13 protein-coding genes are annotated in these 17,658 nt (G+C 40.2%); 5 read left to right on the forward strand and 8 right to left on the reverse strand.

Going from position 1 to position 17,658, the window contains the following annotated elements:
* Positions 1–31: 31 nt before the first annotated feature.
* Complete coding sequence (locus C9J47_RS20460) at positions 32–883, forward strand: helix-turn-helix transcriptional regulator (RefSeq protein ID WP_107255153.1); 852 nt, start codon at positions 32–34, stop codon at positions 881–883.
* 112 nt (positions 884–995) lie between these two features.
* On the opposite strand, the gene C9J47_RS20465 is transcribed toward C9J47_RS20460, so the two are convergent.
* The 4 genes from C9J47_RS20465 to C9J47_RS20480 form a co-directional block, all read right to left on the reverse strand.
* Positions 996–1,589, reverse strand: coding sequence for an acetate uptake transporter (locus C9J47_RS20465; RefSeq protein ID WP_107255154.1), 594 nt, complete (start codon positions 1,587–1,589; stop codon positions 996–998).
* A gap of 453 nt (positions 1,590–2,042) precedes the next feature.
* Complete coding sequence (locus C9J47_RS20470) at positions 2,043–3,260, reverse strand: hypothetical protein (protein ID WP_107255155.1); 1,218 nt, start codon at positions 3,258–3,260, stop codon at positions 2,043–2,045.
* A 145-nt stretch (positions 3,261–3,405) separates the two neighbouring features.
* The gene (gene nfsA, locus C9J47_RS20475) at positions 3,406–4,131 is read right to left on the reverse strand and encodes an oxygen-insensitive NADPH nitroreductase (protein ID WP_107255156.1); all 726 of its coding nucleotides are present in this window, start codon (positions 4,129–4,131) and stop codon (positions 3,406–3,408) included.
* Positions 4,132–4,326: 195 nt separating this feature from the next.
* Positions 4,327–5,505 (reverse strand): iron-containing alcohol dehydrogenase, encoded by a 1,179-nt coding sequence (locus C9J47_RS20480; RefSeq protein WP_107255157.1) that lies wholly within the window; start codon positions 5,503–5,505, stop codon positions 4,327–4,329.
* 486 nt (positions 5,506–5,991) lie between these two features.
* Between C9J47_RS20480 and C9J47_RS20485 the strand changes: the two genes are divergently transcribed.
* The 4 genes from C9J47_RS20485 to C9J47_RS20500 all read left to right on the forward strand — a co-directional run bounded on the left by C9J47_RS20485 (position 5,992) and on the right by C9J47_RS20500 (position 10,569).
* Positions 5,992–6,255 (forward strand): GrxA family glutaredoxin, encoded by a 264-nt coding sequence (locus C9J47_RS20485; protein WP_107255158.1) that lies wholly within the window; start codon positions 5,992–5,994, stop codon positions 6,253–6,255.
* 383 nt (positions 6,256–6,638) lie between these two features.
* Entirely contained in the window at positions 6,639–8,321 is a 1,683-nt protein-coding gene (locus tag C9J47_RS20490; protein WP_107255159.1) for an aspartate:alanine antiporter, read from the forward strand.
* A 230-nt stretch (positions 8,322–8,551) separates the two neighbouring features.
* Positions 8,552–9,226: a response regulator gene (locus tag C9J47_RS20495; protein ID WP_107255160.1), complete on the forward strand. Its 675-nt coding sequence runs from the start codon at positions 8,552–8,554 to the stop codon at positions 9,224–9,226.
* The gene (locus tag C9J47_RS20500; RefSeq protein WP_107255161.1) at positions 9,223–10,569 is read left to right on the forward strand and encodes an ATP-binding protein; all 1,347 of its coding nucleotides are present in this window, start codon (positions 9,223–9,225) and stop codon (positions 10,567–10,569) included. The genes C9J47_RS20495 and C9J47_RS20500 overlap by 4 nt, the downstream gene beginning before the upstream one ends.
* A 61-nt stretch (positions 10,570–10,630) precedes the next feature.
* On the opposite strand, the gene fabV is transcribed toward C9J47_RS20500, so the two are convergent.
* The 4 genes from fabV to C9J47_RS20520 form a co-directional block, all read right to left on the reverse strand.
* Positions 10,631–11,833 carry an enoyl-ACP reductase FabV gene (gene fabV / locus C9J47_RS20505; protein ID WP_107255162.1) on the reverse strand — a complete coding sequence of 401 codons (1,203 nt, stop codon included), beginning with the start codon at positions 11,831–11,833 and terminating at the stop codon, positions 10,631–10,633.
* 228 nt (positions 11,834–12,061) lie between these two features.
* Positions 12,062–14,338 carry an acyl-CoA dehydrogenase gene (locus tag C9J47_RS20510; protein WP_107255163.1) on the reverse strand — a complete coding sequence of 759 codons (2,277 nt, stop codon included), beginning with the start codon at positions 14,336–14,338 and terminating at the stop codon, positions 12,062–12,064.
* A 64-nt stretch (positions 14,339–14,402) separates the two neighbouring features.
* The gene (gene psrA, locus C9J47_RS20515) at positions 14,403–15,077 is read right to left on the reverse strand and encodes a TetR family transcriptional repressor PsrA (RefSeq protein ID WP_006233525.1); all 675 of its coding nucleotides are present in this window, start codon (positions 15,075–15,077) and stop codon (positions 14,403–14,405) included.
* Between the two features lie 619 nt (positions 15,078–15,696).
* Positions 15,697–16,821, reverse strand: a complete 1,125-nt coding sequence (locus tag C9J47_RS20520) for a M20 family metallopeptidase (protein WP_107255164.1) — start codon at positions 16,819–16,821, stop codon at positions 15,697–15,699.
* Positions 16,822–17,658: the final 837 nt, after the last annotated feature.

Genomic DNA, 17,658 nt, shown 5'->3' on the forward strand with positions numbered 1-17,658 from the left:
TTACCGCTACTTTTCGAGAACTATCTACAAGATGAAATACAAACATATCCTTTCTCAAAGCCACATTTCACTCAAAGAGTTTTATATTGATAATCACCTTATTGCCAAAATCAAGAACAGTACTGGCATTATAAATATCAACGGTGTTGAGATTAGAATAAAGAAAGATTCAACATTTATCATTCCAAAATTTAGTCATATATCTTGTTCTGTAACCCAACAAAGTAATGCACAGATCGAGCTTGAGTTATTACTCATCAGTGAAAAAACATTAACCGATGCTTTCACTAATTTAAGCGCGATAACTCATATGGGTACTCAAGCAAAAACAAATACGCCCAATTACTTTGTAGAAACACCTGAAACTATTGCCAATAACTTCACACTGTTCCAGCAAGCATTGCCTGTATTGGGCGATCCGCAATTAGAGCAATGTTTCTTGAAACAATCTTTAGTCTTTATTCTAATGGCATTAGATGAAGCAAATGTCGATGTTTTTAATGTGTTTCGATTTAATTATGATGAACCTAAAGAGCGTATGATTGCACGTTTAATCACACTAGATCCGAAGCGTAAGTGGAGTGTCGATGGTATGGCGAAGGCGCTCTTCACGACACAATCAACATTGCGCCGTCACCTTGCCAAAGAAGGGGTATCATTCAGCCAATTACTGCTGGATATAAGAATGGGGATAGCATTAAATTATTTAACGTTTGCTAATTACTCTATTTCTCAAATTAGCCATTGCTCAGGGTTTGGCAGTGCCGCTTACTTTTGTGATGCTTTTAAACGTAAATATGGTATTACACCATCGCAGTTTCGCACCAACTCACGCGAAAATAACGACATGTCTGTGTTAAATAGGCTCACTCCAACGCAATAGTCAGTACTGCTTAATTGCTGGAGGCAGCGCTTAAAATTAAATAGCGCCAAAAATTAGACACAAAAAAACCCCGCCTAGTTAATCACTAGTACGAGGTTTTTATCGTGAAAGATTAAGCAGCAGCTTTTAGGCTTACTTTTTCTTTCTTCAATTCACCAACAGGTAGAATTGTACGACCGTATTCGTTGTTTAATACTTGTGCCATTGCAAAGTAAATTGCACTTGCGCCACAAATAATACCTTCGAAACCAGCAATTGTACCGATTAACTCGCTACCCGTGAAATCACGTGCAGCAAGAAGGAAGAATAATACCGTTAAAGAACCAAATACGAACTGCTTAGCACGTGGGTAGCAAAGAGAACCAACGAACATAAATGCAGTGAATACGCCCCAAAGGCCTAAGTACCAACCCATGAAGTGTGCAGGACTTGCATCAGCTAGACCCATCTTAGGCATAACTATAAGGCCAACAAGTGTTAACCAGAATAGACCGTAAGAAGTAAATGCTGTAGTACCAAATGTATCACCACGCTTAAAGCACATCATGCCAACAAGCACTTGACCGATACCACCGTAGAAAATACCCATAGCAAGAATCATTGAATCAATCGGGAAAAAGCCCGCATTGTGGATATTTAAAAGGATTGTGGTCATACCAAAACCCATTAAGCCTAATGGCGCTGGGTTAGCTAGTTTTGTGGACATTTAGTTCCCCTACAGGAGTAAAATTCAAAAAAATCAATAAAATTTCAAAAATGGATGCATTACAAATGCGCCGCGCATTCTAATGGATGCTGAAGAGTAGATCAATCCCAAGAATGGCGAAAATTCAACCAAAGATAAAAAAAATAGGTTTAGAAACACGAGAAGGAAACCGCCAGCGTTAACGGCACGTTGCGCAAACGTAACAACAGTTGATTTTCGCAAAATAAGTTAACATAAACGCATGTTAAACAAAATAAAAAAACGAACCAAATAAAATTACCACCCACGATAAAGTAACAAAAAAAACACATTTAAAGCGCTGGGTTTATCATTTTTTTTGTTACTAATTTTAAATACAGGCTGTCGTTAATGAGTAACATAAGAAAGTTGATAATACGTAGATACAAAAAAAGTAGCCATTGGCTACTTTTCTGTTCATATTTGCACAATCATTTACTCTGAAATTTCAACCTCTGCATTCTTTGCTGCATTAATTGGTATTTCAAGTTCTGCATTGCCATTTTGCTGAGTAGCTACACTTTCATCAATGCTTGATGCAGGCTTAGCTTCTAGCCGTAATTGTTGAATCTGCTGTTTCTGAGCTTCCACTAGCTTTGTTAACGCTGTTACCTGCTCTATAGATGTGTCGTTACTTTTATCATCAGCGTAATATGGCTGTGTTTGAATAAAATTACTCTTGCGTGCAGATAAAACGCCTTCGGTAATCAACTTCGCTTGTGATCTTATTGGCTGATTGCGCAGATCTTGATTATCTAGAGCACGAGAAATACGCAGTAACTTATTTTCTATTTCTAGAATGAAATTTTCATAGTCATCTTTGCTGCGATCTCGTAGACCTTTCACTTCAAGCGCAATATGAGCGGCATGATCAAGTTCAAATTGAATCTCGATAACTTTCTTATCAATGGCTTTAAAATTTCGAGGCGTTAAATCAATAATACGATTACCGTCAGTAATTTCTGTTTCAACACGAGAGTAACTTAACGGCGCATAATAGCGCACATCATTTCTACGTAGTTCACGTAGCTTCGTCTCAAGAGGTGCAATATAAATCTTCTTTACTGTTTTAATTTCTAAGCTAAAGCTACGCTCTAAAAATTCTTCTTGCTCTTCTCGTGCATCAGAAACATCATCATTATCTATATAATTGAACAGCTTGGCATAAAAACGGTTTAGCCTTGTATATTCACTACGATAATAACGCGCAGCATCTAAAGAATTAAGGTAAGCCATTTGCTTTATCGCTGGTGCAAGAACCCTGTCTGACTTAACTTTTAGTTTATCTAGCTTAGTCAACGTTATCTGTGCTTGATTAATTTCGTCTAAAAAACGTTCAAGATAAGTCGCCGATGAAAAAATAGAGTAGCTTTTAAATGCTGTCTCAGGTGAACCAGCAAAGCTTTGATAAATCGAATCTGCTTTTTTCCAATGCGCTTGAACAACACCATATTTATTGGGTGAATAGAGCTGTAAATGCTCAATACTTTGTATTTTTTCCTGCCAATTTTGGTGAATATTTTGTGCATTTTTGACTGCGTCGCCAGTATTGATGGCCGATGTTACACCTTGCCCATTGTCAGGAGTGCTTCCGCAAGCACTAAGCAATGCTGTCAACACAAGAGCAACTGCCACTTTTCCCATATAGTTCATATTCTTTATCCGATATTCTTACTTATTATTATCTTCTGTGTAATCTATTGATTATATAAACTAAACCTATTGATAAGGTTAAAATAAAGTCAAAAATTAATGCTATCACACATGATATTTATTGTGTATTAAGTGTATCTGACTATCACTTTGTACTAAAGCCTTTACTATTAATAAAGTCTTTCATAAAAGGTCGAGCCTCTTTATTTAAGGCATCAGTAATTTGTTCTGACCAAGATATTTCTTTATTTCCACCAGTACGGGTTCTGTAATATTCACGCACTTCTTCATCGTAATTTTGTAATTCAGGCTGATTAAGCACCTGTTGATACTGCTCTTGATGCACGATAATCGATTGCGGTAAACGCGGTTTAATTTCCGGATTTTGAGATGGGTAACCCAGGCATAAGCCAAAAAGTGGAAGCACATGCTGAGGCAGCGCTAAAACGTCAGCCACGGCTTCTGGATTATTACGAAGTCCGCCAATATACACGCCGCCTAACCCCGTAGATTCAGCAGCTAATAAACAATTTTGAGCCATCAGAGCTGCATCAACAGCCCCAATAAGCGTTTGCTCTGTAAAACCTAACTGCGCTTCTGGGTGAATTTGTTGGTGGCGATTAAAATCTGCACAAAAAACAAGAAACTCAGCAGCAGTCTCAACATAAGGTTGGCCACCCGCCAAGTGTGCTAATTTTTGACGCGTATCAGATTGAGTAACACGAATAATACTGACACATTGCATGAAGCTCGATGTCGATGCTGCTATTGCACAATCGAGTAGAAACGATAGTAGTTCTGCATCAATAGCTTGATCGGTAAACTGACGAATAGAACGGTGTTGCAAAATAGTGTCGATCGTTTGATTCATGGACATCCTTATCACATTTATAATGGCACTTTAACAAGATATAAACGACCAATGATTCATTAACGTTTACATCCACCAGCTGAATCTTTCTTCCCCCAAAGAATAAGACTAGTGATAGATCAATTAATTCAACTTAATCTATCACAAATACAAATAAATAGGATTATTGAGCGAATTATTTGCCTATATTGCTCATTATACTTGGTTCGAGATATCAACTTTGCATTCCTGACATATTTGCTCAAGAATCCCTTGTAAGCGCTCTTTGTTTAGCGGTAACGGATTTCCTTTTATGGCATTGGATAATAATGCGTCTTCTGCCACCTCATTAAACATCGTGTCGCATAGCCCATAGTCCGAAACAGGTGGTAGATTTAAACGTCCTAGCGTTCGCTTGGTCCAAGTGATGCCATCTGCAATATCAGCATCCATTCTACCAGTAAGAATACAAGCCAACTGTCGATAACGATTAAGTACATCGGCTCGTCCAGCCTCTCTTGCTGCCAACACATTCTCTTGCATAACATACGGCGCAAGTTGTGCGGTAATCAAGCCATGCGGTGCGCTCAGCCTGCCCCCCAACGATGAGGCTAATCCATGTGCTGCACCAAGCTTGGCATTAGCTAATGCCATTCCTCCTAACATTGCCGCAAATGACATATCAGAGCGCGCGCGGGGATCATCATCTTCACAAGCTGGCACAATGGCACCCGCTAATCGCCGTAATCCTTCTTCACAAACCATATCGGTGAGTGGATTAGGCGCGCCACAGACATAAGCTTCCATTAAATGAGTGAACGCATCCATACCGCAGCATCCCGACAGGACAGGATCCATACCGTAGCTTAATGTCGGATCGATGATCGCTAAGTCGGGCAGCATATCAGCGCTTCTTAGGCTAGCTTTCACATTTTCTTGTGCTGAGCGAAGCACGGCATTTTTACTGACTTCAGATCCGGTACCTGAGGTAGTGGGAATCGCAATAAATGGCAAGGGTTTAGCTTGAAGCGGTACATTACGTCCAACCACTTCCACATAGTCATACACACTGCCTTGGTTTGGTATCAATGCGGCAAGGGCTTTACCAGCATCAAGAACGCTACCACCACCGATAGAAATCACCATATCAGGTCGAAAACGCCTACCCATTGCAGCCATTTCTTCAATCATTGCAATAAGAGGCTCACCCAATACAGCCACTTGCTGATAACGCATGTTTTGTTGCTTTAAATAATTAACTAAAGGCTCAGAGCGCTGACTATCTTTCCCTGTTACCAATAAAACACTGTAACCAAATTGATTGAATGTAGAGAATGAGTTGATTAACGCCCCTTCACCAAAAACAATCCTTGACGATGTCATAAACTGAAACATAGGTACTCCATTACACAAACTACAATACAAATTTGAATAATCACCCGAAACTCAGTCGTGTAAATAACATTGCATGTACTACCTGACGGCTTTACTTAACTGAAAATAAGTGAGTATTTAAATTGATACGCATATACCCAAGTTAGTATTACGGAATATTGGTTACTCATTTTGATTCTGAACAATATTTGACCGCTATAAAATTTCAACTTGAAGGAATAAGTTCTTCGTCACATAACGTGCTGATAAAACACATAAGAACATGTCATAAAAGTGACGTTTAATTAGCATGTTAGCGTACACACTAAATCCGTTCATTTTCCAAGGTGACTACAACGTAAAAAAACAGACTCTTTAGTCTAGTTTCGTCGTTTATATACAAAAAAGCGTCAATCGCTTTTATCTATCAGAGTAAGAGATAAAACCCGCTTTCTCATCGGTCGTTGGCAAGTTATAGTAAACACAATAAATTTGAGGAGAGATATTATGTTCGTTGTTATTTTTGGTCGTCCTGGTTGCCCATTCTGTGTTCGTGCAAAAGACCTTGCTGAAAAACTAAAAGAAGAGCGCGATGATTTTAATTTCCGTTATGTAGATATTCACGCGGAAGGCATCAGTAAATCAGACCTAGAAAAAACGGTTGGTAAACCTGTTGAAACTGTTCCTCAAATTTTTGTTGACCAAGAGCACGTTGGTGGCTACACAGAATTTGAAGCATACGCAAAAGAAAACCTAAGCCTTTTTCAATAATGGCGAACAGTAAATAACAGCGTAATAGTTGTTAGATGAATCAATAGGGCTGATCTTTCAGCCCTTTTTAATACCTTTATTTCCTACCTTCGACTTTACCCCCGCGAAACAATACGAAGATATAAGGGCTATAACACACGATGAACGATGATACTTATTTTCAACGTAGAACAACTAGATCTATAAATAAGTACCTTAAATTCTCGCTGAAACGAGCATCCTGAGGCAGCTTGGGTATAAGATGTGCAGAAGGCATAACTTTATCTAATAGCTATTCTAAGAAAAAAATAATCGAATAAATGTGGAATTCTGATATGACAAATCTCTAAAATCAGCTAGAATTTCGTCACTTTTGTTGTGTTCCCCTTCCCGGAAAATATGTTGTGAATATCGATGTAGCATCCCTTCTCCATCAGAATGATATTCTGTTGCTTTTTGTTGTTCTCGCTGTTGGTCTAAGTTTTGGTAAAATTCGTTTTGCTAAGATGCAAGTAGGCAATTCTATTGGTGTTTTACTTACGGCCATACTGTTCGGTAATGCCGGATTCACTTTCAATACTGAAGCATTAAATATTGGCTTTATGCTGTTTATTTTTTGTGTGGGTATAGAAGCTGGCCCCAACTTTTTTGGTATTTTCTTCCGAGATGGTAAACACTACCTTTTACTCGCACTTGTTGTGCTGCTTTCCGCCATAGCTATCACTTTAACCATGACTCATTATCTTGGGCTTGATATAGGTTTAGCGACAGGCTTAATGGCTGGTTCATTGACGGCAACGCCAGTTCTTGTAGGTGCAAAAGACGCATTGAATTCTGGATTATCTGGCATTAGCGATCCTGATATCATTAAACAAACCATTGATAGCCTAAGCGTTGGCTATGCCATGTCTTATTTGATGGGTTTAATCAGCCTTATTTTTCTCGCTAAGCTAATGCCTAAGTTACAGAAACAAGATCTTGCTGAGTCGTCGCAACAAATTGCGCGAGAACGCGGTATTGGTGAAGTTTCTCAGCGTAAAGTGTATTTACCGATTATTCGTGCTTATCGCGTTGGTCCTGAGCTTATTAACTGGATTGATGGCCGTAACCTGAGAGAGTTGGGTATCTACCGTCAAACTGGCTGCTACATTGAACGCGTACGACGAAACGGTATATTAGCAAACCCTGATGGTGATGCTATTTTACAAGAAGGTGATGAGATTGCCTTAGTGGGTTACCCAGACAGCCATGCACGCTTGGACCCTAGCTTTCGAAACGGCAAAGAAGTTTTCGACCGTGATCTTCTCGACCTTCGGATTGTTGAAGAAGAAATTGTGGTTAAAAATGACAATATCTCTGGCAAGCGCCTATCTGAGCTAAATTTATCAGAATACGGTTGTTTCTTGAACCGTGTTGTTCGCGCACAAATAGAAATGCCGATGGACCACAATATTCTTTTGAATAAAGGGGATATTTTGCAAGTCAGTGGAGAAAAAAGCCGAGTACTTGGTCTTGCTGAACGTATTGGTTTTATCTCGATTCACAGCCAAATTGCCGATCTATTAGCATTCTGCTGTTTTTTTATCATCGGGTTACTTATCGGTTCGATTACATTGGCATTTGGTCACGTTGCATTTGGCTTAGGTAGTGCTGCAGGGCTTCTGATTGCTGGTATTACATTAGGATTCCTACGTGCTAACCACCCTACTTTTGGTTATGTACCCCAAGGTGCGCTTAATATGGCGAAAGATCTTGGCTTAATGGTCTTCATGGTAGGAATTGGTTTGAGTGCGGGTTCTAATTTATTCGATTCATTTGCACATATTGGCCCTATGGTCTTAGTCACTAGCTTAATGGTGAGTGTGATCCCTGTTGTATTGGCATACCTGTTTGGTGCTTATGTACTGAAGATGAACCGTGCACTTTTATTTGGTGCCATCATTGGTGCTCGAACTTGTGCACCTGCAATGGATATGATCAATGAACATGCTCGAAGCACAATTCCAGCTTTAGGCTATGCTGGTACTTATGCCATTGCCAACGTACTGTTAACAATTGCCGGTACGTTAATCATTATTATGAATTAATGATGGGTATATGATTTCACGGCTCTTCTCTCTTAATTCACACATTGTTTTAATAGAAAGAGCCATGATTTAAGGGCTGAAACTGTTGCGAAACGATGCAAAAATGATTTGTTCTCGCTAAAATTTAATGAGTCAGCGTCTATTCAGTCACATTCCCTACACTTAATCTCGCAAGCTTCTTTTCTATTAAGTATATTCATTAGATATATTTATCTTTGGTAATCAAAATTATGCGAATCCTAATTGTCGAAGATGATCAAATTCTGAGTCATCACCTAAAGTCTCAACTCAGTGAATTAGGTCATCAAGTCCAATGTGCAGGCACAGCCGAAGAAGGTCTGTTTTTTGCACAAAATTATCCGAATGATATTGCGGTTGTCGATATAGGTCTACCTGATCGTGACGGAATAAGCTTGATAAAAGATATGCGAAAAAAAGGGCTTCGCTTACCTGTTCTCATTTTAACAGCACGTGCCAATTGGCAAGATAAAGTAACTGGTCTAGAAGCGGGTGCTGATGATTATTTAGTTAAGCCGTTTCAAAAAGAAGAGATGGTTGCACGTTTAAGTGCTTTAGTTCGTCGTAGTTCTGGCTTTGTAAAACCAGAAATGTCAGCGGGTGATATCCGCGTCGATTTACTAGCAAAGCAAGTGTTTGTTGGTGAGGCCCTACTTGAGCTAACAGCATTTGAATATGACTTGCTTGAATACCTTATGCGCCATAGCCGTCAGGTTGTTTCTAAGCAACGTTTACTTGATGTGCTTTATGAAGATCAAGAAGGTGATCCAAACACAATCGAGGTCATGATAAGCCGACTACGTAAGAAGTTCATGACAACAGGACAAGATAACCCTATTACGACCATTCGTGGTCAGGGTTACATTTTTGAGTTGCAAGCTCAATGAAGACAGTCATTCTTCAACCCCGCCTTCGACGCCGGGTTTTAGTGACATCTGTAGCTATCATTGTATTAATAACCTCTGCACTTGCAGGGGTTATTAACCAGCTCTACTCACAAAGTTATATGGCTTCTTATTCTTCAGAGTTAGTGGCCCAGATGCCAATGGTTGTGGCACAACTTAATCGAGCTGGGTTGATTAAAGATGTCGATAAGTGGATAGATTCTGTCGACCCTTCAGACAGTGATTACATGTCTGTCGTTTGTGATCAAAATGACAATACCGTATGGCTTTCTGATGAAGCTAAAACCATAAACCTCGCAGATATATGCCGTAATCTACCAGAAGAAATACCCACACCGACATTAATTAAACTACCCGATGATAGCAGCTACATTGCCTATAACCTGAGTCGAGATAGAGAACGTGGCACTATTTATCAATTAGTAGTGCTTCGCCCTGCAGGACCCTACGAGGCATCGCTCACGCAACTGCATAAACGCACGACCTTTTATTTAGGTTTATTTGTTCTTATTGCCATTGCATTTTTAATTGCCGCATTTCATTGGAGCTTCCAGCCATTACGTCGACTGGCTACACAGCTTGATCAAATGACTGATGCTAAGCGCGAAAGCCTTGATAGTAACTTCCCAATGGAGTTACAAGATATCACCCTTGCCTTAAACCGCTTAATTCGAATCAGTAACGACCAAAAAGGACGTTATCGCCATTCGATGGATGATTTAGCCCATAGCCTCAAAACACGTCTTGCGGCAACCAATGCCTTACTAGACGACAGAGAGATTTCGCGCGCTGAATTAAACCAGCGAGTACTCGAACAGATCAGTCAAATGGATAATTTGGTTCAGTACCAGCTTAAACGTGCAATGATGGGCCAGCAAGGGTTACAGAAAGACAAAACAGAGCTTAAACCCGCTATAGATAGCTTTTCTCGTATGCTCAGTAAGATATACGCCGATAAGCAGGTGACATTCTCCGAGAGCTTCGACACATCGTTAAAGTTACCGATTAATCGTGACGATCTCATGGAGCTACTCGGTAATATTTTGGAAAATGCTTACCGTTTTTGTATCAGTGAAGTACGCATTAATGTCGCAGAGTATAGTGACCATTATATCATTCGAATTGAAGATGATGGGCCAGGTGTGACACCTGATATGCGAGAAGCAATCTTCCAGCGTGGTGTTCGTGCTGATCAACTCAATCCCGGTCAAGGTATTGGTTTATCGGTTTGTCATGAGATAATAGAAAGTTATCAAGGACAAATTCATGTAGAGACAGCAAGCATAGAAGGCGCTGCCTTTATTATTCATTTACCTAAAAACTGATGCTGTTACTCTTATAAAAAAACCGCCCAATGAGGCGGTTTTTTTTACTCATTAAATATGATTAGATATTTTCTACATCAAATTCAACCAGTGTATTAACATCGATATCATAATCAATTGAATCAATGCCAAAGCCGAATAGCTTAATGAACTCGTCTTTATATTCTTGGTAATCAGCAACTTCAAACAAGTTTTCATTGGTTACGCTAGACCATAAGTCACGGCAGTGCTTCTGGATATCTTCACGCAGTTCCCAATCGTCAAGACGTAAACGATTCTCTTCGTCTACTTCAGGTGCTGTACCGTCAGCCTTGTACAAACGTTGAGTGAACATACGATAGATTTGCTGCATACAACCTTCATGCACACCTTCTTCACGCATCTTCTTAAAGACCATCGCGATATAAAGTGGCATGACTGGAATAGCAGAACTTGCCTGAGTAACAACGCTCTTCAATACGGCAACATTCGCTGAACCGCCAGTAGCAGATAGCTTGTTATTTAATTCTGATGCTGCACGATCAAGGTCCATCTTCGCCTTGCCTAGTGCGCCATGCCAGTAGATAGGCCAAGTAATTTCAGTACCAATGTAGCTGTAAGCAACGGTCTTACAACCATCAGCTAAAACACCCGCTTCAGATAAAGCATTAATCCAAAGCTCCCAATCCTGACCGCCCATTACGGTAACGGTATCAGCGATTTCTTGCTCGGTTGCAGGCTCTATGCTTGCTTCAATTAATACATCTTTGTTCGTATCAACGGCTGTTGCTGTGTATGTTTCACCCATTGGTTTTAGGCTTGAACGTACAACTTCACCCGTTTCAGGCATTTTACGAACAGGTGATGCTAACGAATACACCACCATATCAATCTGACCCAGGTCAGCTTTGATCAGATCAATTGTTTTCTGTTTCGCTTCATGAGAGAAAGCATCGCCATTCAGGCTCTTAGAATAAAGACCTTCTTCTTTAGCCAGTTTGTCGAATGCTGCTGAGTTATACCAACCTGCTGTACCTGGTTTTTTCTCTGTACCTGGCTTTTCAAAGAAAACACCAATAGTTGCTGCATCACCACCGAATGCCGCAGCAATACGTGATGACAAACCGTAACCACTAGAAGAGCCGACAACAAGTACACGCTTAGGTGCATTTGCAATTGGGCCTTGAGCTTTAGTGTATGCGATTTGCTCTTTAACGTTCTCTTCACAACCCACTGGGTGCGTTGTTGTACAAATAAATCCACGAATTTTAGGTTTGATGATCATCTTCAACTTCCCTTACATAATTGACTGTAGGATAAAAGGTTACTGGCAACTTCGCATTATTTTTATGTATAAAAACCATAAAAAATGCAGTGGTTGGAGGTGTTAACACTAAATTTAGACAAAAAAAAGTGCCATGCAATCGATTTTTCAATCCTTGCATGACACATGGGAGACACCAGGTTTATTATTCTTTTAAAAAATTACTGAACACAAATGGCACAATAACTCTTAAGCCGCCTTTCCTGGTTGCAGACCACTTTTTTTGAATTTATCAGCATCAAAGTTATCCACTTGGATCGCTTGCTGTCTCAACTGGTCAGCATTGTGCATTTTTTCAACTTCTACTTCTGTGACAATACCCGCACCCAGCGCGATTTGTAACTTTTCTGTTAATGAAACTTTGCGCGGGATCTCACCCGACTTCGTTGCTTGTACCAATTTACGCTCAATATCTTTCACGCTGTACATGGCAACAAACGCACGTTCCATAATCGCAACCGGATCTGACTCTTTATCGCCCACATAGCAGAGACTCGTTAAACGCTCACGGTGCGCACCTGGAGTCATAAGTAGTTTTGCAATCTGAACCGTTACTTCATCACTCGGTGCGTCATAACGAATACCAAGCGGGAATAGAATGGTACGCAATGTACGACCTACCCCTTTACGTGGGAAGTTGTTAAGCACTTCATGAAAGGCAACACCACACTGGTGTAAACAATGTTGTAGCGCGTAATGTACCATCGGAAGATCTTGCTGTTGACGACCTTCATCTTCAAAACGCTTCAAGGTTGCAGAGGCTAAATACAAGTGGCTGAGTACGTCACCCAATCGTGCAGATACCAGTTCACGACGCTTTAACTCACCACCAAGACTCAACATTGCAAAGTCAGCAGCAACGGCTAGTGCCTTACTCATGCGTGATAAATGGCGATAATAAACTGCGGTTTCACCACTAACAGGTGCCGAATTGAATCGTGAACCTGTAAATGCATTCAATACTGACTTCGCAACATTACCCACCGCAAAACTGATGTGTTTCGATAACAAGCTATCAAATTCTTTTGCACCTTGCTTAGCATCAGGGTTCGCAGCAGATTCCATTTCTTTCAGTACAAATGGGTGACAACGCGTAGCCCCTTGACCAAAGATCATTAAGTTTCGGGTCAGAATGTTTGCGCCTTCGACGGTAATCGCAACAGGGATACCAAAGTAATGGTGACCTAAGTAGTTCATTGGCCCAAGCTGAATCGCACGCCCGGCATGAATATCCATCGAGTCATTCAAAATTGTACGTGCCATTTCTGTCATATGGTACTTAGCAATCGCCGTAATAATTCCGGGAGTTTCACCTTGGTCCAACGACGTTGTAGTTAGCGTTCGAGACGCTTCTAACATATAGGTGTAACCACCAATACGCCCCATTGCTTGTGCTACGCCTTCAAAGTTACCAATCGACATCCCGAATTGCTTACGCACGTAAGAATATGCCCCCGTAGTACGTGCTGTTAGGTGACCAATTGCGGCACCTAACGCAGGCAATGAAATACCACGACCAGCTGATAGACACTCCACCAGCATACGCCAGCCTCGACCTGCGAACTCTTGTCCGCCAATAACCCAATCCATCGGAATAAAGACATCTTGCCCACGAGTAGGACCATTCATGAATGCCATATTCAGTGGATCATGACGTTCACCAATCTCAACACCTTGGTGATCAGCAGGGATTAAGGCACAAGTAATACCAATATCCGTTTTATCACCAATCAATCCATCAGGGTCTTGCAGCTTAAACGCAAGACCTAATACAGTTGCAACGGGTGAAAGGGTGATATAACGCTTGTTCCAGCTAACCTTAATACCCAGTACTTCTTTACCTTGGTGTTCGCCGTAACAAACAATACCCATATCAGGTATACCACCAGCATCTGAACCCGCTTCAGGACCTGTTAACGCAAAACAAGGGACTTCTTCACCATGCGCTAGGCGTGGCAACCAATAGTCTTTTTGCTCTTGCGTGCCGTAATGAGACAATAACTCACCAGGCCCTAACGAATTAGGCACCATAACAGTAACTGCAGCACTTAAACTACGCGTAGCAATTTTTGTTACAATCGTAGAGTTTGCCAGCGATGAAAAATTCAAACCGCCATATTCTTTACTAATAATCAGCGAGAAAAACTTTTCTTTTCGTAGATACGCCCATACCTCTGGCGAAAGATCTTTGTCTTCCTGAACAATTTCATAATCATTCAGCATCTCCAATAAAGTTTCGAGCTTTGTATCGATAAACGTTTGCTCTTCATCCGTGAGCTTTGGCTTGGGGTAAGCCAGCAAAGTATTCCAATTAGGCGAACCACTAAACAACTCTCCATCCCACCACACACTACCTGCTTCCATCGCTTCTCGCTCTGTATCAGATAATGGTGGTAGCACTTTTTTAAACATTTTAAAAGCGGGATCACTGATGTAGCGTTGACGCAAATTAGTTAAAGTGCTCATTTTTCAGGTCCTTTTGTTTCATTTATCGTTATTATTAATGTAGGGATTCGTTAAATCATTCGAGTTACTCTGTGCCGGTTTTAGGAGATGAAACTAAAGACAAACCTTGATCGATAGGTGCAGCAACACCCGCCGCTAAATAAGGGACTAAACGATCAATAAGATCTTCGGTTTCAACTTTGCAGGAAAAATCATTTTCAGCGATTTCGCACAATGCTTTACTTGATGCCATGGTAAATACTGATGCACCCAGCGTGAAATGCAGGCGCCAAAAAAGCGTTTCAGGATCAAGTGAAGGATTTGCACGACATACCGCGCTCGTAAAAAGGGTTAACACATCGTTGTAACGCGTTATGATAAACCAGCGTAAGTGGCCTTGAACATCGGTGTAACCTCGTCCAATCAACGACATAAAGATAGTAGTGCCACAAGGGCGGTAATCATTCAATGATGATAAAGGCTGTTTTGCACAACGAAAAACATCTTCCATTGTAATTTCATCGTGCTTGAGTAACGCTTCCAATTCATTTTTAAGCGAAGGCATGAATTGTTCTAAATAGCGACTAAGTACAGCTCTAACCAGAGTTTTCTTATCACCATAATGATAATTAACTGAAGCTAAATTAACGCCAGCTTTACTTGTTATCGTTCTTAATGAGGTTTCTTTGAATCCATGCTCAGCAAATAGCAGTTCAGCAGCATCCAAAATACGACCTTTTGTTTCTCCCTTTCCTGCCATTTCATTCACCCGTATTAAACACATGTTTGAACTTTACATCCCGACAACATGTTTAACAAGTTAAAATCAATTAAATAACGTTAATTTTACGTACTAGATATTGGAATACATCCTAAAATGTGACAGTGATCCTTCATTACCTTTCAATGAAAGATGTACAGAATTTTAGAACTTGATGTGTATTTTATTTATACAAATGGAAAGAAAGACCTGAGTTCAAGAAATGGTAAACCAACTATTAATCAATAAGTAATGATTGCACTTATCCCTTACAGAACTAAACCTCACTTTAAAAATCATCTTTTTTGAAAAAAGATCACATTTTTGGGAACAAATACTAGACTAGCGGGTCTTATATTATGCCACTGCTTTTTCTTAGAAGACATTCTTCATAACCCGTCCCTTTATAGAGATGGGTTTTCTTTATTTAGATGTATCTAAATAACCTCAGCTCGAGATAATTGAAGCCACTCAGCATTGTTCTTTTCGCGCCTTACTGCGTTAAAATCGCCGCAATAGACTAGACTATTTGATTTTTAGATTTTCTTATCCCGAATTGAGGTTAAATCAAAAAGCCTCTAAAAAGAGGCTTTTCAATAGTTTATACTTAGATAACGTATTAGATACGTTTTAATACATTGGCTAATAACTGGATACGAGGCTGAATTGAATGAATCAGCAAATATTCTTTATCGCTATGGAAGCCTGCCCCCATAGGCCCAAAACCATCTAACGTCGGAATGCCAAGAGCGGCAGTAAAATTGCCATCAGAGCCACCACCTGCATCTTCCCAACCGTACGTTATTGCTAATTTATCCGCCTCTTCACTCACCAATGTAATGAGTGCTTCGGTGTCTGCTGTTGGCTGCATCGATGGCTTAAAAGTGACATGATTTACAGTTACGCTTGCCCCTTTTTCAAAAGGGTTTTTCGCCATTTCACGTAACGTTTTATCGATCGCTTCCGCTTCTTCTGTATTCCAGAAACGCAGATCAACAATGGCTTTTGCGTAATCGGGCACCACATTAACAGCCATACCCCCTTCAATAACCCCCACATTCATCGTGGTACCAGTACTCAGATTAACCATATCCCTAATTGCCAACGACCAATGGCTTAGCTCATAAATAGCAGAAATACCATCAGCTAAAGCGGAACCAGCATGAGAAGCAACCCCATGAAATTCAAGTTCATATTTAGCGTTACCCTTACGTGATCGAATAAGGTTTCCAGTCGGTCGTGACGCTTCACACACTAATACTTGGCGACTTTGACGTGCAATGCTTTCTAACCATTCGCGAGAATATAAAGAGCCGATCTCTTCATCGCAATTTAAAGCAACGACAATTGATAGGCGGTCTAACTCTTCAAGCGTCATCGCCTGTAAAGCATACCACGCACTCAATATGCCAGATTTCATATCGGTGACACCAGGGCCGTATGCTTTCTCGTCATCATATGTCATCGGACGATTAGCGACAGTACCTTCAGGAAAGACGGTATCCATATGACCGCTTAACATCACGTCATAGAATTGCGCGTCAGGCTTATTGGTTATTTTTAAGCAAGGACCTGCATCATTATGTAATTGAAAACGCTCAACATGAAAGCCAATTTGTTCAAACATTGGTGTCAACACATCTGCAATTTTAGCTATGCCAGATGGTGTACTCGTACCACAATCGATATTTACAAGTTGTTTTAGCTGATTTAAATAGGTATCTAGGTCAAAATTCAGAGCCACTTTGCTCTCCTTCAATACGTCGTAGACCACGACTGGCACATTTAATTGTAGAAAGGCAGTGCCAGACAGATAAAGGGATTTAGAACATCATAGAGATATGATCCCCAAGTTACCTCAAAGTGCTCGTTTCAGCGAAACTCTGAATCCAACGTATTGAGATAGCTTGATGATAATGTGCCAGAACACTCGTTGCGATGCTCTGATTTGCATCATATGTTTCCAATAAAAAACACCTCACCTAAATGAAATGACAATATTAATTAAATCGTAAGATCAGTACTTTATACTAACTGCTAAATTTAAATAGAACTAATTTGAACTAACCCTGAAAACACGAGTCCTATATATTGACATTAAGATTAAAGAGTTATTTGTGAGCTGGCCGCCCACACGAATAAATCATTCCTTTAATCAGCAATGCTACTGCTGAAACTCCTACTTATTGTGTTTGAATACTTTAAACTTCTACTCGCTGATATTCAGCGAGTTTTTTTGCATTATCTTCAGCCAAAATATTTTTATGGCCCCCCTTCCACTGGCATTATTATCAGTAGGATTTATTTATCTTATAAAACACAATAAAACACAATAAAACACCCAAGCTATCATTTTTCAGCGGGTAAAAAATAAATAACCCATTTTTTTTAAAAAAAATTTGAACTAACTAAGCAATAGACACTCTTATTACTATGATTGAGATTACTGGTTTGCATCCTTACCGAAAGGGTGACTACGTTACATTAACCTTAATAGTCTGAATTACCACTGCTGCTACAAACTCCTAATTGTTTTATGGAACATTCCTCCCGCTGACATTATTCTCAGCGGGATTTTTTT

Source organism: Photobacterium indicum (assembly GCF_003026215.1).
GTDB classification, from domain to species: domain Bacteria; phylum Pseudomonadota; class Gammaproteobacteria; order Enterobacterales; family Vibrionaceae; genus Photobacterium; species Photobacterium indicum.